Origin of the sequence: Vibrio fluminensis, assembly GCF_015278125.1 — a bacterium.
Classification (GTDB): Bacteria; Pseudomonadota; Gammaproteobacteria; order Enterobacterales; family Vibrionaceae; genus Vibrio; species Vibrio fluminensis.
In genome coordinates this window covers 1-22,721 of record NZ_JADILO010000025.1, presented here as the reverse complement: position 1 = coordinate 22,721, position 22,721 = coordinate 1, and the positions used below count along the sequence as shown (strand labels likewise).

Here is a 22,721-nt window from a genome sequence, read left to right as displayed (position 1 = left end):
TTATCTACCTTGTTGGTGTGGATCAAACGCATCACGTACGGCTTCACCGATAAAGACCAGTAAGGTCAACATTAATGACAGCACCACAAATGCGGAAATACCAAGCCATGGCGCTTGCAGATTCGCCTTGCCTTGTGCCAATAACTCGCCAAGTGATGGCGAGCCCGCAGGTAAGCCAAAACCGAGAAAGTCTAATGACGTTAAGGTTGTCACCGAGCCGGAAAGAATAAACGGCATCATAGTTAATGACGCGACCATTGCATTGGGTAACATATGGCGTAGCATAATACGGCTATCGTTAACGCCCATCGCCTGAGCTGCACGGACATAATCAAAGTTACGACAACGCAGAAACTCTGCACGTACAATACCGACCAAACTCATCCAGCTAAACAGCACCATGATCCCGAGTAGCCACCAAAAATTCGGCTCAACAAAACTGGATAAAATGATCAATAGGAATAGTGTTGGCATACCCGACCATACTTCGATAAAACGCTGACCAAACAGATCAAGCCAACCGCCGTAGTAACCTTGGGTCGCACCAACGGCGACACCGATAATGCTGGATATGATAGTTAAGACAAAACCAAAGATCACCGAGATACGAAAGCCATAAATGATTCGCGCCAGTACATCGCGCCCTTTATCATCGGTCCCTAGCCAGTTTACGCCATCCGGCGCTGATGGCACGGCACCAACCACGTTGTAGTTGATAGTGTCATAACTAAAGCGAATTAACGGCCACACAATACTGCCGTTCTCTTCAATCAGTTCGATTACATATGGGTCGGTATAGTCAGCTTCACTTTCAAACTCACCACCAAATTCAGTTTCCGCATATTGATTAAAGATCGGCATATACCACTGTTGATCGTAGTGAACTAACAGCGGTTTATCATTGGCAATAAATTCGGCAAAGAGACTTAAAAAGAACAAAATACCAAACACCCACATCGAGGTTAAACCTCGTTTGTTGGCTTTAAACCTATTCCAGCGCGCTTCGTTAAGAGGATTGCGCATCTTAGTCTTTTTGGTCATTAGCGCGCCTCAAAATCAATGCGAGGATCGACCCAGGTATAGGTCAAATCAGAAATAATACTGAGGATTAACCCCAATAACGTCATGATATACAAAGAGCTAAATACCACTGGGTAATCACGTTGAATCGTCGACTCAAACCCAAGTAAACCAATCCCTTCAAGAGAGAACATCACCTCAATCAGCATCGAACCGGTGAAGAAGATACTAATAAACGCACTCGGGAAACCAGCGATGATGATCAACATGGCGTTGCGGAAAACATGGCGATACAAAATATTGCGTTCATCTAAGCCTTTGGCACGCGCGGTCACTACATACTGCTTGTTAATTTCGTCGAGAAACGAGTTTTTGGTCAACATACTGAGCGTTGCAAAACCACCGATTACCATGGCTAAAATAGGTAGAGCTAAATGCCAAAAGTAGTCAATGATCTGCTGATACCAAGTCAATTGGTCAAAGTTACTTGAAACCAACCCTCGCAGCGGGAACCAACTGAAATAGTTACCACTCGCAAAGATAATGATAAGGATAATCGCAAATAAGAAACCGGGGATGGCATAGCCAACAATCACCAGCGCACTCGACCAGATATCAAAACGCGACCCGTGGTGTATCGCCTTCATGATCCCAAGCGGAATGGATATCAAATAGATAATCAACGTACTCCACAAACCTAGCGATATCGACACTGGTAAACGCTCGACAATCAAATCGATGACATTGCCACCTTTAAACAGGCTCTCGCCAAAATTAAACGTGGCATAGTTTTTCAGCATATCGAAGTAACGCTCATGCAGCGGCTTATCAAAACCAAATTGCTTTTTGATTTCTTCAACGACTTCTGGGTCAAGGCCACGAGAGCCTTTATACCCTGTGGCTGTCGCTTCTTTGGATATGTCGAGTTCAACTTCCGTACCACCGCCAGCAAAACGCTCCATAATGCCTGAAGATTGACCTTCAATCTGTGCGATCGCCTGCTCCACCGGTCCACCCGGTGCGATTTGGATAATAAAGAAGTTGATGGTGATGATCGCCCACAGCGTAGGGATCACCAACAACAAGCGTCGAAAAATATAGGCGGCCATTTATCCCTCTTTAACGGCGTTTTTCTGGTAGAAGTTGGCTTTTATCTTGTGATATCCACCAAGTATCAATCCCTAAATCGTATTTTGGCATCACATCAGGACGCTCAAATTTATCCCACATCGCGACGCGATACGTACTGATGTGCCACTGAGGAATAATGTAGAAATTCCATTGTAGAACTCGATCTAATGCCCGGCCAAGTGGCAATAACTTATCTGGATGTTGCTGATTTTTGACTATCTCTTCGGTAAGCGCATCCACAACAGGATCGTTGACGCCCGCCGTGTTGTAAGTTGAATCCATATAGTTCGAGTTCCAAATGATCATCAAGTTTGGACTCGGGTACGGATTAGCCGAATATGGCGACGACAACATATCAAAATCGCGATCACGCAAGCGTTTAATGTATTGGGTGGTATCAACCGTGCGGATCTTCATATCGATCCCCATGCGTTTTAGGTTCTTTTGCAATGGGATCGCAATACGCTCAGTGGTTGGACTATACACCAAGAACTCAAAGACTAAAGGCTGACCTGTTTCCACATTAGTCATCACTTTGTTGCGAAGTTCCCAACCCGCTTCTTTAAGCAACTTAAATGCGGTACGCATTTGAGAACGAATTCGCCCTGAACCGTCGGTGACTGATGGTTGATACTCCTCAGTAAAGACGCGCGACGGAATTTGCTGCTTAAACGGCGTCAGTATCTTCACTTCTTCTTCAGAAGGTAAACCGCTTGCTTCATAATCTGTATTTTGGAAGAAGCTACGAGTACGAGAATACTGACCATAGAACATGTTGGCGTTCATCCATTCAAAGTCCATCGCGTAGTTAATCGCTTCACGCACTTTTGGATCTTTAAAGAACTCACGTTGGGTGTTAAACACAAACGCTTGGGTAGACTCCGGCTTCTGATGAGGAATCTCTTGTTTAACGATAAAACCTTTATCGAAGTTCTGTCCCGTGTATGAGTTAGCCCAAAACTTTGCTGACGTTTCCAAGCGAAAATCAAACTCACCCGCCTTAAACGCTTCAAGCATTACCGTATCATCTCGGTAGTAATCATATTGGGTTTGTTCAAAGTTGTAGCGACCGACATTCACAGGCAAATCTTTAGCCCAGTAATCTTCAACTAGCGAATAAGTCACGCTTTGCCCTACTTTGTAGTCACTGACTTTGTATGCAGAACTGCCAACTGGTGGCTCGGAAAGTGGCTCGGAAAAGTTTTTATCCTGCCAAAAATGCTTGGGTAATACGCGGGTTGATTGAGCAAAGCTGAACAGCTTCTCACGATTTGGTTTCGCCATCTCAATTCGCACTAACAAGTCACTTTTTGCCGTTACTGACTTAATGTCTTCGTAGTAAACGCGGTATTGAGGCACCCCTTCAGTCATAAACTTATCAAAGCTAAACGCCACGTCGTGTGCGGTAATGGGCTGACCATCGTGGAAACGCGCTTTGGGGTTAATGTCGATTTCCATCCAAGTGAAATCGTCTGAGTAGCGAACCTTTTGTGCAATCAAAGGATAGAATGCATCAATTTCATCACTCGGGCTAAACATCAGCGTATCGTAGAGCTCACCAGAGCCACGAGCCGCAACACCACGAGAAGCAAAGCGGTTGAAGTTATCGTATGTGCCGACAACCCCATAGGTGATCTTACCAAACTTTGGCGCGTCAGGGTTTACATAGTCAAAATGAGTAAAAGCGTCTGGATATTTGGCTTCACCAAAACCGACTAAAGAGGTACTTTCGATCACGGCTGAAAGTGCGGTTGTACTAACAAGCGTGAATACGCTTCCTATAACTAGGCGTTGAAACTTCCCCATGGCTACTCCCTTAGCATTTTATACTGTTTTTATATTTCAATTACTTGAGGTAAGTATATACCGTATTTTGCCTTCAGGTATAAGTCAAACGGTGAGAATTTGTTATTTTTCATCCACCTCTCTCGATTCATGTACATAAAAATAAACCCGCATTAAGCGGGTCTACTGATGTTCATAAAGTCTGTACTGCTTACAGCATTTCTTTGGCCACTAACTGCAGCAAGAAGGTTTCGCGCTCAATGCTCATGCCTTTTTTCGGGCTTTCTGCCATGGTTTTCTCATTATGGGCAATCGCATCATGAATGTTCAACCAGACCGGTTTCATGCCATTTTTAACTTCATAATCTTCATAAGCGGTTTCACCAAGCTCACGATCAATCTTACAGGTATAGCAGTATGAAGTCATATGCATCACATCAGCATCATCTTTGTACCAAGGGCGAAACTCTTCATAGATACCAAATGGCTTAATGCTGTGAATGTTCTGCGCGCCTGTTTCTTCTTGCAGTTCACGTACAAGCCCTGCAATCACATCTTCATTCTCATCAATACCACCACCAGGAATGGTGTAATCGTGGTAACGCTCAGTATAGAGCAACAGAATATCTTCACCGTCAACAACAATAGCGCGAGCGGCTTTGCGTTGAAATACGGTTTTATCGTCTAGATGGTCAATCTCAGGATGAATCGTGGTTTGTAGGTGTCGCATCGTTTGTCTTACTGCTTATAGATTTAGGCGGAGATGCTACCATAGTGGCGATCGCATCGAAAACTCAAATTTTGCCAAGTTTCCCACTGACCGTTCGCTACATTTGTGGGAATTCCATCTAATCCAACACAAAATTCATGGTTTATTTCGCTAGCAAACAGCGCTATTAATGATCCTAAATTACTCAGATTAGTAACAAAGATTATTTTCTAACTTAACGAACTTTATTGATCATGACTTAAGATTGAAAGATAGGTTCGATTCTTATTTTGGGATTTCCTCGTTGAAATTCCTTTGTAGCGATTCCTTTGTAGGAGAGGGAGAGGTATCTATGACAAATATCGCCTTGTTTAGCAGTAAATCTTACGATGAAAAATCATTCGCAGAGGTCAATCAGGCGTTTGGCTTCAGACTTCATTATCACGATTTTAGACTGACAACGAAGACTGCTCGTATGGCGCAAGGTTGTAGTGTGGTATGTGCGTTTGTGAACGACGATCTTTCCGCACCAGTACTTGAAGAGTTAGCGCGCCATGGTGTCAAACTCATCGCAATGCGCTGCGCGGGGTTTGACCGCGTCGATCTCGACGCTGCCGAGCGCTTAGATTTGCAAGTGGTTCGCGTGCCAGCCTACTCTCCAGAAGCGGTGGCAGAACACACGGTTGGGATGATGATGTGTCTCAATCGACGTTTTCACAAAGCATACCAAAGAACGCGAGATGCCAATTTCTCATTAGAAGGGTTAGTTGGATTTAATTTTCACGGTAAAACCGTCGGCGTATTTGGCAGTGGAAAAATAGGCTTAGCAACGATGCGAATTCTTAAAGGCTTGGGCATGAATATCCTGTGCGTTGACCCTTATGAGAATCCTCTTGCGGCTGAGCTCGGGGTTACTTACTGCGATAAAGAAACACTGCTTAAATCCAGTGACATCATAACGCTCCATTGTCCGATGACGCCAGAGAACCATCATCTACTCAACCAACAAGCGTTTGACCAAATGAAAGATGGCGTAATGATCGTCAATACCAGCCGAGGCGAATTGCTGGACTCCGCGGCTGCTATCGAAGCACTCAAAAGAGGCAGAATTGGCTCGTTGGGATTGGATGTTTATGACAACGAAAAAGAGCTGTTTTTCCAAGACAAGTCGAATGACATCATTGTCGATGACGTTTTCCGCCGTCTCTCCGCTTGCCACAATGTACTGTTTACGGGTCACCAAGCGTTCTTAACCAATGAAGCCCTGTCAAACATCGCTCATACCACACTGAGCAACGTACAAGCCTTTAGTCACAATCAATCCAGTGGCAACGAATTGATTACTCGCCAAAATTAATCCGAGCATAAAGCAAAAGGCTCTGAAATTTCAGAGCCTTGTTTATCGATTACTTGCGTAATGCGTTGAGTTTAGCTTGGGCGATACCGTAGATCGTATCAATCGGATAGCTGCCCTCATCACTTGGCGTGCCCGCAGGCTTACCGGTAAATATTTCAATTGCCTCGGTCACATGGTCAATCGCCCAAATATTGAACTCCCCACGTTCCACTGCCTTGACCACATCCGGGCGCAGCATTAGGTTGTGCATGTTCGAACGAGGAATGATCACCCCTTGTTGATTAGAGCGCCCCTTAATGCCACACACATCAAAGAAGCCTTCTATTTTCTCGTTAACCCCACCGATCGGCTGAGACTCACCAAACTGGTTCATTGAACCGGTTATTGCAATATCTTGTCGGTTTGGTTGTTTGGAAAACGCCGACACCACCGCACAAAACTCGGCCATACTGGCACTATCGCCATCGACACCACCATAGGATTGCTCAAAAGTAATGGTTGTGGTCAATGGCACTTTGGCAGTTTTGCCAAAGACAGATGATAAGTAAGCAGTGAGAATCATGACCCCTTTAGAGTGGATACTGCCACCTAGGTCGACACTTCGCTCAATATCAATCACATCACCATCACCGTAGCAAGTCGTCGCGGTTATACGGTTTGGCGCACCAAACATATACTCACTCGTACTTAATACTGACAACGCATTCACCTGCCCCACTGCCGTACCTTCGGTATGAATCAAAGTGGTACCATTGATAAAGCCTTCCATCACCGCATCTTTCAATCGGCTAACACGCAGCTCTTGATTCGCCAAAGCCTCTTCAACGTGGCTGGCGCGAATCATATTGGCATTCGCTTGCTTAGCCACGTAATTTGATTCTCGCAATAAGTTAGCAATGTTCGCCGAATGTAATGAGAGTTTGTTTTGATCGCCAGCCAAACGCGAGCTGTGCTCGATAATGCGCGCAATCGCTTTACGGTCGCAATGCAACATACCATTGTCATGCACTACGCTGGAAATGAAACGAGCATAGTGATTTTCCGAATCTGGCGTACGCTTCATTTCATCTTCAAAATCAGCCGTCACACGAAATAGCTCACTGAACTCCGGATCATAGTGTTGCAGCAATTGGTATGTGCGATAGTCGCCAAAAAGAATAATTTTAACGTCTAATGGGATTGGTTCAGGATCCAACGTAACCGCCCCGGTCAAGGTCACTTCTTTCTCTAAAGAGGTGAAACTTAATTGACGTGAGCGAAGCGCCCGTTTTAGACCATCCCACACATAAGGTTGCTCTAGTACCTTCTGAGCATCCATCATTAATACACCACCATTGGCCTTATGCAAACTACCGGCGCGGATCAGCGAGAAGTCGGTAAATACTGTGCCTTTATAGGTCGCGGTCTCAATGTAGCCAAACAAAGTGTGGTAATTCGGATTTTCCTCAACAATCACTGGAAATTCACAGCCATTGCGATTGACCAAAATATTGACTTTGTATCGACGCGGCAACTTCTTGTCCAAAGACGCCGCCGCAATTTCTGCTTGCTCGTTCCCTTGCTCTAAAAAGATATCTGCATTTTCAACAATATCTTTCTTCAGTTCAGACAAGTAACCTTTAATCTCTGGGTACTGAGAATAGTCCGCTTTCAGTTTTTTGATAAAGTGTGCGATTACGTCCAGCGTTACGTCATCATTAAGCTTTTTGATCTTTTCGCTGAATGTTTCTTCCCACTCAGTCAGCTCTCTGACCATCGTACGCAACTTAACTTCAAGCTCATCAATCGAGCTACTGAAAAGTTCTTGTTCTTTATCAGATAATTGGTCGAAACTCTCTTCGGTATGCAGCTCTTCTCCATCCATCGCGACAAATTGATAATCGCCTTGGGTGGTAACAGTAAGACTGATACTTTTTTCTTTTGCTTCTTTACTGATTGATTCAAGCTCAATCGCTTGCTTTTGCGCAAGTTGCGCTTTTAGCTTTTCCGCGCGAGTAATATAGAGCTCGTTATCAAACGCAAGTGGCATTGCAACCACAAGCTTCGCAATCATTTTCTCAATATCTTGTTTAAACGTCTTACCTACCCCACAAGGGAGCTTAAGCACTTTAGGCGTTCGGTTGTTGGAAAAATCCGAGACATAACACCAGTCATAAAGCTCAGCGACATCATTTTTATGTCGATTCAGATAGCGTAAAATCATGGTGCGCTTACCTAAGCCATTTTGCCCAATGGCGTAGATGTTGTAACCCTTCTCTTTTATGGACATCGCGAATTCAACCGCTTTTTGCGCGCGTTCCTGACCGACTATCTCATCAATCGGCGGTAAATCCTTTGTCGACTTGCTCGGCAGCTGCTCTAACTCTGTAGAATGGTACAGCTGACTTGCCAATAGCTTTTCAATCGCCATTTTTATTCCCTCAATACTGCGCCTTAAACCTTCTCACTCATTCGACCTTCTAATTTCATCGACTTTGAGAATCTAAATCCAGCCTACTAAGCAACATGGATAAAACAAGTCTAGTTTAAATTTATTTAGCTTTTAGTGACTTAGGCTGTAATCACGCCCAACAGCTCAAACATTAACCAATATAGATTGCAATGATAATTATTTGCAATTGATATTCAATTGCATTTAAATAACAGCAGTTACTTTTGATTGCATGCATTACCGTTTTAAGGAGTTCACTGATATGGATCTAAATCAGTGCTGGAGTCACTATCAAAAAGCAGAGCAACTGTTAGAGCAAGGCCATTGGCCCGAAGCTCAGTATTTATACGACCAAGTGCTCTCTCATATGCCAACACATATTCAAAATGCGGCAGAATGTTCACAAACTAAACCGTGTCAGTTTGTTTGCCTGATTACTGGCTATCGTGATGCTACCGTCTCTCAATCACAAATACTCAATAGAATGGGACAGTATCAAGCTGCTTTCGACTGCCTAAATCAAGCCCATGCTTTGCTTCAATTTCTCTCGATTGAACAAGGGGACTTAATCCGCGCGACAGAACACTTAATTACCAAAGCGAGTGATGACTTACTGCACCATATTGGCGCGTTTTGTTCATCGCAGCGGAATGCCAGTTGGATGTTTGAATATGAGCTGCTACAAAAAGCTCAACACTACTTTGATAACCTAAAGTTCGCGCAATACAAGTCAACAAGAACTCATGTGATTAATTGATAAGGAAGTACAATGTCACAAAGACCAATCCTTGAAGTCGACAATCTCTCTGTCGACTTTAAAACCAATGATGGTACGGTTAACGCCGTTAAAAACGTCAACTTCAAACTCTACAAGGGTGAAACACTTGCGATAGTTGGTGAATCAGGCAGCGGTAAATCAGTCTCTACTAGCGCAATCATGCGCTTACTACCTGCCAATGCTTTGGTTGACCCTAATGTGAGTATTAAGTTTGAAGACAGAGACCTTTCTCTTTTATCAGAGCGCGAGATGCGTAAGATACGCGGCAACCGAATTGGGATGATATTCCAAGAGCCGATGACATCACTGAATCCATATATGAGGGTTGGAGAGCAAGTCGCTGAAGCGATCAAATGCCACAAGACAATCAGTGCACACAATGCAAAGCTGAAAGTACTTGAGTTGTTCGACCTTGTACACCTACCAGACCCTGAGACAGCTTATACTAAGTTTCCTCATGAGTTTTCAGGCGGTCAATTGCAACGCATCATGATTGCAATGGCTTTAATTAACGAGCCTGACATCCTTATTGCTGATGAACCAACAACCGCTTTAGATGTAACGGTTCAAGCAGAGGTACTCAATCTCATCCAAGAAATACAAACAAAGATGGGAATGGCAATTCTATTTATCACCCATGATCTCGGTGTGGTAAAGCACTTTGCTGACCGTGTGGTTGTAATGCGCAGCGGAGAAATCGTGGAGTCCGGCGCATGCCAAGCACTATTTGATAATCCGGTGCATAGTTACACCAAGATGTTGATTAATTCCATCCCTAAGGGGAGTAAACAAACGGTAAATAATAATGCGATACAACTATTATCAGCCGAAAAGATAAGAGTAAAATTCCTAGTAAAACCTCATTTTATTGCGAGTAATAACGTCTATTTTGAAGCGGTAAAAGGGATCTCTTTGCAACTAAAGCAAGGCGAAACTTTAGGAATTGTAGGAGAGTCAGGCTCAGGAAAATCCACTCTCGGTAGAGCGATTATCGGCCTGTTGCCGAGCGAAGGAAAAATCGTCTATAAAGGGCAAGATCTTAGCCAACTCAGTAACAAGCAGCGTCACGAATTAAAAAAAGATATTCAAATGGTGTTCCAAGATCCCTATGGTTCACTATCTCCACGAATGACTATCGGCGAGATCATTACTGAAGGTTTAACAGTCCACCAGCCTCAGCTTAGTAAAAGTGAACGCTTAATTCGTGCAAGAAAAGCGTTAACGGAAGTACGTTTAGACCCAAATGCAATCAATCGCTATCCTCATGAATTTTCGGGTGGTCAAAGACAGCGTATTGCGATAGCGCGAGCTCTAATATTAGAGCCTTCATTCATCTTGCTCGATGAGCCAACCTCAGCTCTAGATCGCTCGGTACAACTGACAGTGATTGATCTACTAAAAGAGATTCAACTCAAGCACAATATCGGCTACCTCTTTATCAGCCATGACCTCAGTGTTGTCAAAGCTCTTTCTGATCGAGTGCTCGTAATGCAAAAAGGTGAAATCATGGAGCAGGGTTCCGCTGATGAGATATTCGCTAACCCAAAACATGACTACACTAAAAAGCTCATTAGTGCCTCTTTTGATCTCGAGGATAATAATGAGCTCGTCGCTTAATACATTGATAGTGAATAATGATTAAGATTTATGCCCACTAGAAGTAGTGGGCGATTTCTAGATAACGATTCTTAATGTGTTCAATCAGCATTTTTACTTTTTTAGGCGGCTGACGTGTAAACGGATACACCGCATAAATCCCCAATCGCTTACCGACCTGCTCAGGAAATAGATCAATTAGCTCACCGTCATTAAGATCATGGTAGACCAAACAGCGCGGTACATAAGCGATACCATGCCCCCCCATCGCCGCTTTGCGTAGCGCAGTGGCATTATCGGTGGAGAAATTACCGGAAACCCTGATTATTTGGTTGCGCTTTAGGCCTTTAAACTCCCACTCACTCGCCCCAGTAGTCTGATACGCATACTGCAGGCAGTTATGGTTTAGCAAATCATTCGGTTTAACCGGACGACCAAACTTAGTGATATATGCGGGAGACGCACACACCACCCATTGTGAGTCGAGCATATGTCGTGCGATGAGACTTGAATCTTCTAAATAACCAGTGCGGATCACCAGATCATAGCCACCATCAACTAAGTCAACAAAGCGGTTATCAAGCGACATATCAACAGTTAGACCCGGGTGAGTATTACAAAATTCTGCCACCGCATCAGCCAAAAGAAGATCACCAGAAATGGTTGGCACAGACATTTTGATGTGACCGGTTACTCTCTCACCAAACCCAGAGACAGAGTCAGCCGCTTCTTGCGTGGCTTGCTTCACATTTTTAGCACCTTGTAACAAAGCGCGTCCCGCTTCCGTCAGAGTAAGTTTACGAGTCGTACGGTAGAGTAACTGAACGCCGGCTTGTTCTTCTAATCGCGCAATTCTCTTGCTAACTACCGAATTTGTAAGATTATTTTGCTCAGCTGCTTTACTAAAACTCCCCAGTTCAAAAACTTGTGAAAACAAAATCAAATCGTCCGCTCGCATCCATTACACCATTTTTGGAACTAATAATTTTCATTATCTCCCTATATTAACAAAAAATAAAGCGTAACATTCACATCCAATTAACACATAAATCACAATAAATATAACTAGAAACCATTCGTCAGCATTTGATTATTCTGCCCGAGAAAGGAATTTCCCTATGAATGAAACCCTACTTGCCCTAGCCGCATTCTCACCGATTGTGGTGGCGGCAATATTATTGGTTGGTCTTAACTGGCCAGCGAAAAGAGCCATGCCGATTGCATTTGCTTTAACCGTATTCATTGCAATACTCCTCTGGGACATGTCACCAACCCGTGTGTTCGCCTCGATTTTCCAAGGGCTTGGTATTACCGTATCTGTGCTCTGGATTGTGTTTGGCGCTATCTTCTTACTTAACACTCTTAAACACACCGGCGCTATCACCACCATTCGCAACGGCTTTACCGACATCTCAGAAGATCGCCGTGTCCAAGCCATCATCATCGCTTGGTGTTTTGGCTCATTTATCGAAGGTGCCTCTGGCTTTGGTACGCCTGCGGCCATCGCGGCTCCACTGTTGGTCGCGATTGGCTTCCCTGCCCTTGCGGCGGTTTTAATGGGTATGATGATTCAGTCCACACCCGTTTCGTTTGGCGCGGTCGGCACGCCTATCATTGTCGGGGTGAATAAAGGTCTGGATACTCACGGAATTGGTAATGTACTGATTGAAAATGGCTCCACGTGGAATGCCTACCTACAGCAAATTACCTCTAGCGTGGCGATTATTCATGCGATTGTTGGTACCTTAATCCCAGTACTCATGGCTATGATGCTGACCCGCTTTTTCGGTAAAAATAAAAGCTGGCGTGAAGGTCTTGATATTCTGCCGTTTGCGCTATTTGCGGGCATAGCATTTACTGTTCCTTACGCGTTAACAGGCGTATTTTTGGGCGCAGAGTTTCCATCACTGATTGGCGGTCTATTTGGTCTCGCTATCGTTGTCTCAGCAGCGAAAAAGGGCTTTTTAGTACCTAAAACCAAGTGGGATTTCGAATCAGAAGATAAATGGCCAGCGGAATGGTTAGGCTCTCTAAAAATTGACTTAAAAGATAACCAAAGCAAGCCAATGAGCTTAGTGATGGCATGGGCGCCTTACGTTTTGTTAGCAGTAGTTTTAGTCGCAAGCCGTGTCAGCACTGAATTTAAAGCTATGTTAACCAGTGTCAGCGTGTCGTTCACTAATATCCTCGGTGAAACAGGGATTAGCACGGCAATTCAACCGCTTTACCTGCCTGGTGGTATCCTGGTATTCGTTGCTCTAGTTGCGGTATTAATGCAAGCGAAGAGCTTAAAACCACTGGGCGCGGCATTTACTGAATCAAGTAAAACTTTGATTGGTGCCGGTTTCGTACTGCTGTTTACTATCCCTATGGTGCGTATCTTCATCAATTCCGGTGTTAACGGTGCGGATCTCGCCAGCATGCCTGTGACAACAGCGAACTTTGCCGCTGGTATTGTTGGCACCGCTTTCCCGGCGTTGAGTGCAACCGTTGGTGCGCTGGGTGCGTTTATTGCGGGCTCTAACACCGTCTCAAACATGATGTTTAGTCAATTCCAATTTGAAGTCGCACAAACGCTAACTATCTCTAGTGTTGTAGTGGTTGCATTACAAGCTGTAGGCGCTGCGGCGGGTAACATGATTGCGATTCACAATGTGGTCGCAGCCTCTGCAACCGTGGGGCTATTGGGTCGCGAAGGTGCCACCTTACGTAAGACAGTGATCCCGACATTCTACTACTTGGTGATGACGGGCATCATTGGCTTAATCATTATCTATGGTTTCCAATTTACTGATGTACTAATGAAGTAATTGGTAAAGGCGCTGCTTTAAGCAGCAGCGCTTAACTCTCCAAATTGGCACTGGTGTTCATTACGTCCGACAAGACTGCGATTGTGCTCTCTACTTTCGCTCCCTCACGAACATCAGTGCCAACCTTTTATCGATACTTATCCCGTTATATCACCACTGTATTTTCGAGCCAATATCGCGACACCGACCATAGCGTTAGTGCTTAGCAAGCTTTATAATTTCTTGCTCATGTTGTACGGATGTATTTGAGGTGGCGATGAAAATCATTATTTTGCACGGTTTGTATATGCATGGTTTAGTCATGCAGCCCTTAAGTCATAAACTGCGTAAATTAGGCTATCAAACTCAAGTTCTGACCTACAACACGGTTGCGATCGACAAACAACGCGTTTTTGAGAAAATCGACAGTGCACTTAGCTCAGACCAAACCAATGTTTTAGTCGGACATAGTTTAGGAGGCCTCATCATCAAAGCTTACTTAAATGAGAGGCAAACAAACCTTAATAAAGTCAGCCACGTCGTCGCTATCGGCAGCCCGATAAGAGGGGCTTCGATTGTCGAGCGCATGCAACAGCTAGGCATTGGCGGCATGCTTGGCAACTCTCCGCTACATGGTCTAAACCTGCATGATGATCTTTGGGATTTTAAACAAAAGCTCGGCTGCATTGCTGGCACAATCCCACTCGGTGCTCGAGCACTGTTTGGAATGGATCAATCCATGCTTTCTGATGGAACGGTTACGGTAGAAGAGACCAAAATCGAAGGTATGACAGACCATATCCTCAGCCCAAGTACCCATACCAGCTTGATTTACAATTCGTTCGTGCCCAAGCAAATTGATTACTTTATTAAGCATGATTGCTTTGAGCATTTAGATTGAATAGGTTAACAAAAATCAGTCTGACCCACTTGGCTGCGGTCTACTGAACCAGTAATTTTGGCCAGTTTGCATCCGCTTTATTAATATTGCCTGTGACATCTTTTTGCCAAGTTCGCTGCACGGATTGGCTGTAATTTAAATAAAGCTTGTCGTCATGAATATACCAAGCTTCTGGGTCAATACTTGCTGTATAACCCTCGCTCACAGCCCAAGCACAATAGCCTCCGTATTGTGGTGCAAACTTTTGTGGATCTTGAATAAACATATTTAGATTAGCGTTTGATGAGAAGTACCAAGTCGCGCCATTCCAGTCATAGCGATGATCACTTGATCCTTTCACTGGCTTCGCGTCAGAAAAATAAGCCACAGGGTCATAACCTTTTATCGCTTTGCCAAAGAAATCGCTATAGACAGGTTCAAGCGCAAAAGCGGTCGATATCGCTCCCAACCAAACCAATAAAATCATCGCCACTCGTTTTGTCATCCGCATCACTCTCTCCTTCTTTTAATGACTCACTACTATAGAAAGAGTATTTAGCAGGAAAATTTCAGCGTCATGTTATTGCCCTTATCAGCCAAAGAGGCCAATAGAACCAAATCAATAAGTCGAAATTTGCAGAGTAAATTAGCGACTAAACTCAAGGCAGCCTTTGCCAAATACTCAAACCTTTAGGGGCAGTAACCTGATAATTTGATTCAACAAATTGACCTTCTAAGCCTGATGTATCCAACGCCCCCACAAATGTACCCAATTTGGGGGACTTAAAGCGAATCAGTTTAGAGTTACACTGACAACAATCGAGCAGTTCGGGCTGCTGTGGCCACCCTTCAAAAATCTGGACTAGCACTGACTTATCACAGGAGCCTGCTCGCCCGTTATTAACGACCAAAAACTCTATACCAGAGAGCTCTCCTGAAAGTGATGTAACGTTTGAGTAATAGCCAACACTTGTATCAGCAAGAACACTTCTAGCCGTAGAAACAGCGAGCAACAAAGCAATAAGTCTCCATTTCATTTAGCCTCCTTAACATGGGATTACAAACGCTTATTCAAACAAGCTCTCTAGTTGCCAAAAAAGCTTGTATCAACAGTATCAGAACTCCAAGTATTTTGCGGTGACGGCTATATAATGACCTATCCATTGTTAAAAAAAGTGTTCGAATTGCGATTCAGACAAAATTTAGGCTGAAACATAGCAGAAGTTAGCCACTATTTTTCAAAACTGCATACTCGCAATAAAGTAAAACAGGTTGACAAAATGATATTCGGCTCGCATCATATCGTTATTCGACGATTAACTATCAGGCGCGCTATGATGCAATGCAATACCACTGACTCATCACTGCTAGAGGCCACTCCCTCTCAGTTAGAATTGGAACAAAAGTTTGCCGCGCAAGCAAAAGCTCTCGCACACCCTGCGAGGGTTCGTATTCTAAAAATACTGCTCGTTCTAGAAAGTATGGGCGGATGCCTAAACAGTGACTTGGTATCTCAATTAGGTCTAGCACAGTCTACGGTATCAGAGCACCTACGTGTTTTAAAAGCGGCAGGATTTATCACTGCTGAACCAAATCCACCAAAAATCTGCTATCGCGTTGCACCTGAAGCGACCAAAGAATTTACCGCTATTTTTGAGCAAATCATTCAGTAGTGAACTAAGTTTGGGGGGATGACCTCCAAACCAACAAATTTTTTTAAACGAATTAAATCGCCATTCGACGATAAACGAAGAGAAACATTATGAATGCTACAACTGACCAATTTAGAAGACCCAAAATGGGCTTTCTAGATCGCTACCTCACTCTATGGATATTTCTTGCTATGGCTATTGGCGTTGCATTGGGCGCTCTATTTCCTGAAATAGCGCAGTGGAATGAAGCAATGTCTATTGGCTCAACCAATATCCCTCTAGCAATCGGGTTAATCCTAATGATGTACCCACCCCTAGCTAAAGTTGACTACAGCCTACTCGGCAAAGTTAAAAAAGATAAGCAGGCGATCAAACTGTCGCTGTTTATGAACTGGATTGTGGGTCCAATTCTGATGTTTGTTCTCGCGCTAACATTTTTGGGCGATCACCCTGGTTACATGGTTGGCATCATCTTAATCGGCTTGGCTCGATGCATCGCTATGGTGCTAGTGTGGAATGATATTGGTGGTGGTAACAAAGAGTATGGCGCAGCATTAGTTGCCATCAACAGTGCGTTTCAAATCGTGACATACAGCTTTATGGCTTGGTTGTTTATCACTGTGTTGCCACCATTATTTGGCTATCAAGGCTTTGCGGTTGATATCTCAATGCTTGATATTGCTGAGAGCGTGCTTATCTACCTTGGTATTCCTTTCTTAGCAGGTTTCCTAAGCCGCAAACTATTAGTGAAAGCGAAAGGCGAAACTTGGTATAACGAGCGCTTTATTCCTGCTATCTCACCAATCACGCTCATTGCATTACTCGCAACGATTGTATTGATGTTTAGCTTGAAAGGCGAAATGATCTTAGAGTTACCAATGGACGTAGTTCGCGTAGCAATCCCACTAACAATCTACTTTGTATTAATGTTCTTTGTGAGTTTCTTTGTTGGTAAACGTATGGGGATTGAATACGATAAAAATGCTTCTATCGCGTTTACTGCAACGGGTAATAACTTTGAATTAGCTATCGCCGTTTCTATTGCAGTGTTTGGCCTCAACTCAGACCAAGCCTTTGCCGGCGTCATTGGTCCACTCATCGAAGTACCAGTATTGATTGCATTAGTGAATGTCGCGCTGAAACTAAAACAGCGCTACCCAATATTCGCCAAAGCCTAAACCGCTTCACATAACAAAAAAGAGGGATAACTCCCTCTTTTCCTATTCTCTCTGAACTTGTTTTAGCAGAACATTTTGCCTTCGACGACCTCGCTGAATGGCATTGGCTTGTAGAAATAGAAGCCCTGAATCAAATTGATGTTTTGCTCTAACATAAAATCAATCTCTTCTTGCGTCTCTACACCTTCGACAACAATTTCTGCACCGGTGGTTCTCACCAATTGGCTAGTTAGACTGAACATTTCTCTGCCGTTCTTCTGGTTCAAGTTCAATACCAATGAACGGTCAATCTTCACTTTATCGAACTCATAGCGACTCAGGTTACCAATCGATGAGTAACCGGTACCGAAGTCATCTAACGCAATTCGGATACCTTTGTTACGCAATTCTTGAAACACTCCCCAAGTCCGCGTTTCATCTTGGATCAACAGATCTTCGGTAATTTCAAATTCAACTTGCTTAAACGACAAACTGCTTTTCTCAATCAAATTAGTCACAATACCCGCGAAATTTTCGACGAGAAACGTATCGGGTGAAATGTTGATTGAAACTTTAAAGTTTGGATTTACCGCCAATGAACTCACTTCATTCAATGCCTGCTTCACAACCCAAAGGTCTAGCTCGGAGGTTAACCCTAGTTTCGCAAAGCTCGATAAGAACCAAGGAGGCGTAATTTTACCGTCATAGCTTTTATGACGAATCAACACTTCAAGTGAATTGACGCACTGACGGCTCATGTCGTACTGAGGTTGATAATACAGAATAAAATCCCCCTCTTTTTGTAATTGACTGATTTCACGCTGAGCAGATAGGTTTGCACTCATTTGTGGTAACACGCCCATAACTGAACGGTTATTCCCCAAATCACGGTAATTAAAAAAGTTATCCGACAATCCCTTGGTGAATATTTCGTTGGAACCGGCGACTTTATCCATCTGTTTGAAAAACGGTAGGTAAATGAGCATACCCAATAAAATAATCACTAACTGAAGTACTGGAGCTGCTAGATCATTGCCCGTCGCAAGATAACCACTAAAAAATGCAGGAGTCATCCAACTAATAAAGCCAGAAACTGGGGCCACAAATCCCATTGATGTCGCGAAGTACGCAATGGTTAAGCCTGCAAGTGGTGCCAACAAAAATGGGATAACCAATACAGGGTTAAAAATAATCGGTAAGCCAAACAAAATGGGCTCGTTGATGTTAAAGATACTCAACACCAAAGTCGCCACCGCTAACGTGCGGTAGCCTTTATTTTTAGTAAAAAAGAGCATACAAAGCACTAAGCTAAGTGTATTGCCAGAACCGCCCATAGCCGCATAAATATCATAAAAATTGCTGGTTAAAATTGGCAGCTCTGTACCAAATGAATGGTAGAGCTCATAACTCTGGAGACTAAATTCGTAAAGCTCGCTTTTTAATGGCGCTAGGATGATGTGCCCATTCACACCTATACTCCAAAAAAGGTTACGCACCAATTCGTACAGTAATGCATCACCCAATGAGTATTCATTTAGGCTAGGGATTAAACGGGCGAACTCACTAAACGACTGTATCCAGCCTTTGAACAAAAAGCCTGCACCAGCGTAGAGTACTACCATGAAAATACATGCACCGACCAAGTTAATCGTCTGGTCGACGACGTTCGGTAGATCGCTCTCCATAAACAACTTCTTGCGCTCTAAAATTTGTGTGGTTTTACTAACCAAAAGAGGAATGATGATGGCAAGAGGATAATTAGTAGGTATAAAAGTGCCTGGATGCAACATGCCCCACTCGTGACCCAAAATTACGTAGATCAATAGCGAAGGTGTGATTACATTTGTGCGAGACGTTTTGTGTAGTGTTGCCAAGAACTGCGAGTAATAGACCACCAACAAGATCGGGAACAACTTCCAAATCAAGGTGCTAGTGAACAATATTTTCTCTGAAAGTCCTGTCAGGCCAATGACATTAAGGCCATTCCCTAGCAGCATACAGAAAGCCGATATCAAACTGATAGGCAACAGCATTAAGAACACATTACATAAGCCATTAATGTAACTGTTCTCAGATGTGCTCGCGATAAAGCGATACAACGATTTTAAATTCATGTTGGGCTTTTTCTCTTTATTTGCTTTTTTATAAGCCGTGCAAATAGAAACGCCGCCCCATTCATTCCTTGTGGTGTCGCCTCTTTAATTAAGAGGTGGTTGGTCTATCAACAGCGCCAAATTGACTATTCATTATCAATTCACTTACTCATAAGCACACAGGGTGATATATAAGCAAGTCGGCGCACAGTACTCCCAATGGAACCAAACTTCCATTGGGATTTTTTGTCATAACGATTAACAAGATCACAATTAAGCCAACAGACCTAAAGTAGTAGTAACCTGCTGAATTATTGCTCTATTTTGTTGGAAAAACGCTCTTCATATAGCACCATAAAATCTTGTCTAATTTGCTGCTCGATATGGTTTGCTTGGTCGGTTGGACAAAAGATCATGATGTGAATGTTTTGCTCACCCGTAGGGGTACTATTGATGTGAATATGTGGCTCAGAGCCCGGTAGGTCAACACCCGCATGGCGCTCAATGATCGAGTTATATCGACGCGCGACTTCGATAAAATCTTGACAGTGTTCTTCTATTTTTTCGGTCAACGGTGGCAACATTGGGTATAGGTTAACAAAGTCTCGTACCACAACAGAAAAATCGTGATAAACAAATCGCTTCATGAAATTCAGGTTTTTTACCGGATAGGTAAAAAACATACTGTTAGGTAATGTCGCTGTCTTCCCCGTAAAATGATACTGACCGTGGTATAAGTCAATTTCTTGAATGACCGTCGCCATCATATTATGTTCAATGACTTCACCACACAATTTGCCGACTTCAATCCAGTCACCAATGCGAAACGAGCGAGAACTTGCTCGTTGAATAGAGCCTGTAAAGCAGAGAATGATCTCTTTACTGGCTACTACAACAGCAACAGCAATAGCGGTTAGTGAGAGTGCAAACTCATTGAGTTCAGATTGCCATAGGATAAACAGCAACAAGACGATGGTTGTAAAAGACCCATTTTTGGTACGTGACATCCACTTTCGTTGATCTTCAGAGACGAAGGCGACGTCTCCACGTATTTTTGATAAGGCAATACGACGAATGATTGAGATAAAGGTAATAATTAAAACAGAAAAGACTATTTTGTGAGTAAGAAGAAAATCGATTACAACTTGTACTTTCTCCACGAGTTACTCCTGTAAGCAGTTTGTATGTTTACATTGATTCATTCAATGTTGAATTAATTGTAGCGAGCCGATGTGATGAACTCGCCAAAGCTTTCGCACCATACTATCACTGTGTTGTATTCAGAAACATTAACCTCAGGCGGTAAATCTAAACTAAATCGCTCAAACGTTCGCACATCACCAATTTGAATCATGGTATCTTTGTATTGATTAAATGCTGCCTCAGTTTCAATAAATACTGGCGATAGATAGAGCTTATAGTCCGGCCCCGGAGCCAATTCGCCCATGAATACGATCTGGGTATCACTGATGGCAACCGACCCTTCTCCCCAATGAAGAAAATCGCTATCAAGACGATCTCGTTGAAACGTGGCATTAAACAGAGCGTGTTGAGAGATGCCCTGAATATCTTCAACTTTGGGAGCTTGCGGTTGGGTAAGAATGGGCAATGCATATATCCCTAACGCAAAACCCACAGCAGCAAAGATAAGATGAGAACTTATCAGTAATAGAATTCGCATTAAACGCTCCTTGATAATAGCTTATGAGCCAAAGCACTCCACTCTCTGGCTCCAACAGTTAAATCGTAGAGCATTCAGGCTATTATCGGTATTCTAAAGCAGTTTTTTCTGCCAATTTTACTATCACGTTAACAGCTTGCTTCATTCCATCCACGGTAATGAACTCATGAATACCATGGAAGTTGTATCCACCAGTGAAAATATTAGGGCATGGCAGTCCCATAAAAGACAAGCGAGCACCATCTGTACCACCACGAATTGGTTTGATCATTGGCTCAACATCACAGTCAATCATCGCTTGCTTCGCCAACTCAATAATATGTGGATGAGGCTCTACCATTTCCTTCATGTTAAAGTAACTATCTGTCATTTTAAGCTCAATACGACCACGGCTTAGGCTTGCATTAATTTCGTCAGCGATATTTTGCATAAACGCCTTGCGCTGAACTAACCCTTCGCGATCAAAGTCACGAATAATGTAGCCCAATTCACTTTTTGCTACCGACATCTGAGCGGATTTAAGGTGATAGAAACCCTCATAGCCTTCTGTGCACTCAGGCGTTTCTTGTGCAGGCAGCATCATCTGAAAACGAGCCGCAAGATTCATCGAGTTGACCATCTTATCTTTTGCGGTCCCTGGATGAACGTTATTGCCATAGAAAATCACATCAGCATTTGTGGCATTGAAATTCTCATACTCCAACTCTCCAACCGGACCACCATCAATAGTGTATGCCCATTGTGCGCCAAACTTCTCTACCGCAAACAAATCCGCACCACGGCCAATCTCTTCATCTGGAGTAAAACCAATACAAACATCACCATGAGGAATATCAGGATTTGCAATTAGAGTGGCAACCGCAGTGACGATTTCAGCAATCCCTGCTTTGTTATCAGCACCAAGTAGAGTCGTACCATCTGTGGTAATTAATGTGTGACCATGTAACTTATTCAGATCTGGATATTGCACTGGTGAAAGCACTTCTTCCCCTGTTCCCAATGCAATATCGCCGCCTTGGTAATTCTCAACCAGTTGGGGTTTAACATTCGCTCCTGAAGCATCAGGAGCGGTATCCATATGAGCGATAAAACCGATTGCTGGTACAGAGTAATCAACATTACTCGGCAAACGGGCCATAACGTAGCCATTATCGTCTAATATCACGTCGCTTAAACCGAGTTCAATGAGTTCTTTGCTTAGCTCATGAGCAAAAGTAAATTGCCCTTTGCTACTCGGACAAAATGGGTTTTCAGGATTAGATTGCGTATCAAAAGAGACATAACGCAAAAATCGGTTAACTAAACTATCCATCATCAGTACATCTCGAAATATCATGCTTGAACAAAACTCAGTCAATATTATTGTGGCAAATAATCATTGCAATGATTTACACAACAATTTAACCACTTAATCAGGTATTTTTGTTGTTTGTTAATTGAGTTTCCATTTATTGATACACTTAAAACTACGTGATACAGAGATGCTCCCAGCGCTAAACGTACAGATACAAAAAAGCGCCATCAGTGATGGCGCTTCAGATTGATGACGAACCCCGCTTTTTCAAGCGGGGTTCTTTTTTGGAAGCGACCGTAGGTCGCGATCGCGATATTTTTTGTTATACCGTGCGCAGAAGCTTCCATTCATTACATAGGCATACAGAA

Annotated in this window: 18 protein-coding genes and 1 pseudogene; 7 read left to right on the top strand and 12 right to left on the bottom strand. The window is 43.4% G+C overall.

Translation table 11 applies throughout. The features are described from left to right. The 4 genes and pseudogenes from IRQ95_RS15520 to IRQ95_RS15505 form a co-directional block, all read right to left on the bottom strand. Entirely contained in the window at positions 1-1,041 is a 1,041-nt protein-coding gene (locus tag IRQ95_RS15520; protein ID WP_194437775.1) for an ABC transporter permease, read from the bottom strand. Further along, on the bottom strand, positions 1,041-2,129 hold the full coding sequence (locus tag IRQ95_RS15515) for a microcin C ABC transporter permease YejB (RefSeq protein WP_194437774.1): 1,089 nt from the start codon (positions 2,127-2,129) through the stop codon (positions 1,041-1,043). Before IRQ95_RS15515 ends, IRQ95_RS15520 begins: the two co-directional genes overlap by 1 nt. Positions 2,130-2,139: 10 nt before the next feature. Continuing rightward, positions 2,140-3,894, bottom strand: a pseudogene (locus IRQ95_RS15510) (extracellular solute-binding protein); the annotation flags it as partial. 253 nt (positions 3,895-4,147) lie between these two features. Continuing rightward, positions 4,148-4,666, bottom strand: coding sequence for an NUDIX hydrolase (locus tag IRQ95_RS15505; RefSeq protein ID WP_194437772.1), 519 nt, complete (start codon positions 4,664-4,666; stop codon positions 4,148-4,150). Between the two features lie 331 nt (positions 4,667-4,997). On the opposite strand from IRQ95_RS15505, the gene IRQ95_RS15500 reads away from it, so the two are divergent. After that, positions 4,998-6,002 (top strand): 2-hydroxyacid dehydrogenase, encoded by a 1,005-nt coding sequence (locus IRQ95_RS15500; protein WP_194437771.1) that lies wholly within the window; start codon positions 4,998-5,000, stop codon positions 6,000-6,002. 49 nt (positions 6,003-6,051) lie between these two features. Here IRQ95_RS15500 and IRQ95_RS15495 read toward each other — a convergent pair whose 3' ends face one another. Then, positions 6,052-8,412 (bottom strand): Lon protease family protein, encoded by a 2,361-nt coding sequence (locus IRQ95_RS15495; protein ID WP_194437770.1) that lies wholly within the window; start codon positions 8,410-8,412, stop codon positions 6,052-6,054. 283 nt (positions 8,413-8,695) lie between these two features. Between IRQ95_RS15495 and IRQ95_RS15490 the strand changes: the two genes are divergently transcribed. Then, positions 8,696-9,190 carry a hypothetical protein gene (locus IRQ95_RS15490; protein WP_194437769.1) on the top strand — a complete coding sequence of 165 codons (495 nt, stop codon included), beginning with the start codon at positions 8,696-8,698 and terminating at the stop codon, positions 9,188-9,190. Positions 9,191-9,202: 12 nt separating this feature from the next. Further along, positions 9,203-10,828, top strand: coding sequence for an ABC transporter ATP-binding protein (locus tag IRQ95_RS15485; RefSeq protein WP_194437768.1), 1,626 nt, complete (start codon positions 9,203-9,205; stop codon positions 10,826-10,828). Positions 10,829-10,865: 37 nt separating this feature from the next. On the opposite strand, the gene IRQ95_RS15480 is transcribed toward IRQ95_RS15485, so the two are convergent. Then, positions 10,866-11,765, bottom strand: a complete 900-nt coding sequence (locus IRQ95_RS15480; protein WP_194437767.1) for a LysR family transcriptional regulator — start codon at positions 11,763-11,765, stop codon at positions 10,866-10,868. A gap of 160 nt (positions 11,766-11,925) precedes the next feature. Here IRQ95_RS15480 and IRQ95_RS15475 point away from each other — a divergent pair, with 160 nt between their 5' ends. Together IRQ95_RS15475 and IRQ95_RS15470 are read left to right on the top strand one after the other, a co-directional pair. Next, positions 11,926-13,617, top strand: coding sequence for an L-lactate permease (locus tag IRQ95_RS15475; RefSeq protein ID WP_194437766.1), 1,692 nt, complete (start codon positions 11,926-11,928; stop codon positions 13,615-13,617). Between the two features lie 256 nt (positions 13,618-13,873). Beyond that, positions 13,874-14,497 carry an esterase/lipase family protein gene (locus IRQ95_RS15470; protein ID WP_194437765.1) on the top strand — a complete coding sequence of 208 codons (624 nt, stop codon included), beginning with the start codon at positions 13,874-13,876 and terminating at the stop codon, positions 14,495-14,497. A gap of 40 nt (positions 14,498-14,537) precedes the next feature. Here IRQ95_RS15470 and IRQ95_RS15465 read toward each other — a convergent pair whose 3' ends face one another. Continuing rightward, on the bottom strand, positions 14,538-14,987 hold the full coding sequence (locus IRQ95_RS15465) for a YHS domain-containing (seleno)protein (protein WP_194437764.1): 450 nt from the start codon (positions 14,985-14,987) through the stop codon (positions 14,538-14,540). Between the two features lie 148 nt (positions 14,988-15,135). Continuing rightward, positions 15,136-15,513: a hypothetical protein gene (locus IRQ95_RS15460; protein WP_194437763.1), complete on the bottom strand. Its 378-nt coding sequence runs from the start codon at positions 15,511-15,513 to the stop codon at positions 15,136-15,138. A 297-nt stretch (positions 15,514-15,810) separates the two neighbouring features. Here IRQ95_RS15460 and IRQ95_RS15455 point away from each other — a divergent pair, with 297 nt between their 5' ends. Together IRQ95_RS15455 and arsB are read left to right on the top strand one after the other, a co-directional pair. After that, a complete protein-coding gene (locus tag IRQ95_RS15455; protein ID WP_194437762.1) occupies positions 15,811-16,149 on the top strand; it encodes an ArsR/SmtB family transcription factor in 339 nt (112 codons plus the stop codon). Between the two features lie 89 nt (positions 16,150-16,238). After that, the gene (arsB, locus tag IRQ95_RS15450; RefSeq protein ID WP_194437761.1) at positions 16,239-17,306 is read left to right on the top strand and encodes an ACR3 family arsenite efflux transporter; all 1,068 of its coding nucleotides are present in this window, start codon (positions 16,239-16,241) and stop codon (positions 17,304-17,306) included. Between the two features lie 62 nt (positions 17,307-17,368). Here arsB and IRQ95_RS15445 read toward each other — a convergent pair whose 3' ends face one another. The 4 genes from IRQ95_RS15445 to pepT form a co-directional block, all read right to left on the bottom strand. After that, the gene (locus IRQ95_RS15445) at positions 17,369-19,399 is read right to left on the bottom strand and encodes an EAL domain-containing protein (protein ID WP_194437760.1); all 2,031 of its coding nucleotides are present in this window, start codon (positions 19,397-19,399) and stop codon (positions 17,369-17,371) included. Between the two features lie 290 nt (positions 19,400-19,689). After that, a complete protein-coding gene (locus tag IRQ95_RS15440) occupies positions 19,690-20,538 on the bottom strand; it encodes a mechanosensitive ion channel domain-containing protein (RefSeq protein WP_194437759.1) in 849 nt (282 codons plus the stop codon). A 53-nt stretch (positions 20,539-20,591) separates the two neighbouring features. Continuing rightward, on the bottom strand, positions 20,592-21,059 hold the full coding sequence (locus IRQ95_RS15435) for a DM13 domain-containing protein (protein WP_194437758.1): 468 nt from the start codon (positions 21,057-21,059) through the stop codon (positions 20,592-20,594). A gap of 82 nt (positions 21,060-21,141) precedes the next feature. Further along, a complete protein-coding gene (gene pepT, locus IRQ95_RS15430) occupies positions 21,142-22,371 on the bottom strand; it encodes a peptidase T (RefSeq protein ID WP_194437832.1) in 1,230 nt (409 codons plus the stop codon). Between the last annotated feature and the right edge of the window lie 350 nt (positions 22,372-22,721).

Coding starts and splice junctions, on each gene's coding strand:
- IRQ95_RS15435 (WP_194437758.1), bottom strand. CDS start 21,059: ATGCGAATTCTATTACTGATAAGTTCTCATCTTATCTTTGCTGCTGTG.
- IRQ95_RS15445 (WP_194437760.1), bottom strand. CDS start 19,399: ATGAATTTAAAATCGTTGTATCGCTTTATCGCGAGCACATCTGAGAAC.
- IRQ95_RS15470 (WP_194437765.1), top strand. CDS start 13,874: ATGAAAATCATTATTTTGCACGGTTTGTATATGCATGGTTTAGTCATG.
- pepT (WP_194437832.1), bottom strand. CDS start 22,371: ATGGATAGTTTAGTTAACCGATTTTTGCGTTATGTCTCTTTTGATACG.
- IRQ95_RS15485 (WP_194437768.1), top strand. CDS start 9,203: ATGTCACAAAGACCAATCCTTGAAGTCGACAATCTCTCTGTCGACTTT.
- IRQ95_RS15490 (WP_194437769.1), top strand. CDS start 8,696: ATGGATCTAAATCAGTGCTGGAGTCACTATCAAAAAGCAGAGCAACTG.
- IRQ95_RS15495 (WP_194437770.1), bottom strand. CDS start 8,412: ATGGCGATTGAAAAGCTATTGGCAAGTCAGCTGTACCATTCTACAGAG.
- IRQ95_RS15475 (WP_194437766.1), top strand. CDS start 11,926: ATGAATGAAACCCTACTTGCCCTAGCCGCATTCTCACCGATTGTGGTG.
- IRQ95_RS15455 (WP_194437762.1), top strand. CDS start 15,811: ATGATGCAATGCAATACCACTGACTCATCACTGCTAGAGGCCACTCCC.
- IRQ95_RS15515 (WP_194437774.1), bottom strand. CDS start 2,129: ATGGCCGCCTATATTTTTCGACGCTTGTTGTTGGTGATCCCTACGCTG.
- IRQ95_RS15520 (WP_194437775.1), bottom strand. CDS start 1,041: ATGACCAAAAAGACTAAGATGCGCAATCCTCTTAACGAAGCGCGCTGG.
- arsB (WP_194437761.1), top strand. CDS start 16,239: ATGAATGCTACAACTGACCAATTTAGAAGACCCAAAATGGGCTTTCTA.
- IRQ95_RS15500 (WP_194437771.1), top strand. CDS start 4,998: ATGACAAATATCGCCTTGTTTAGCAGTAAATCTTACGATGAAAAATCA.
- IRQ95_RS15465 (WP_194437764.1), bottom strand. CDS start 14,987: ATGCGGATGACAAAACGAGTGGCGATGATTTTATTGGTTTGGTTGGGA.
- IRQ95_RS15505 (WP_194437772.1), bottom strand. CDS start 4,666: ATGCGACACCTACAAACCACGATTCATCCTGAGATTGACCATCTAGAC.
- IRQ95_RS15480 (WP_194437767.1), bottom strand. CDS start 11,765: ATGCGAGCGGACGATTTGATTTTGTTTTCACAAGTTTTTGAACTGGGG.
- IRQ95_RS15460 (WP_194437763.1), bottom strand. CDS start 15,513: ATGAAATGGAGACTTATTGCTTTGTTGCTCGCTGTTTCTACGGCTAGA.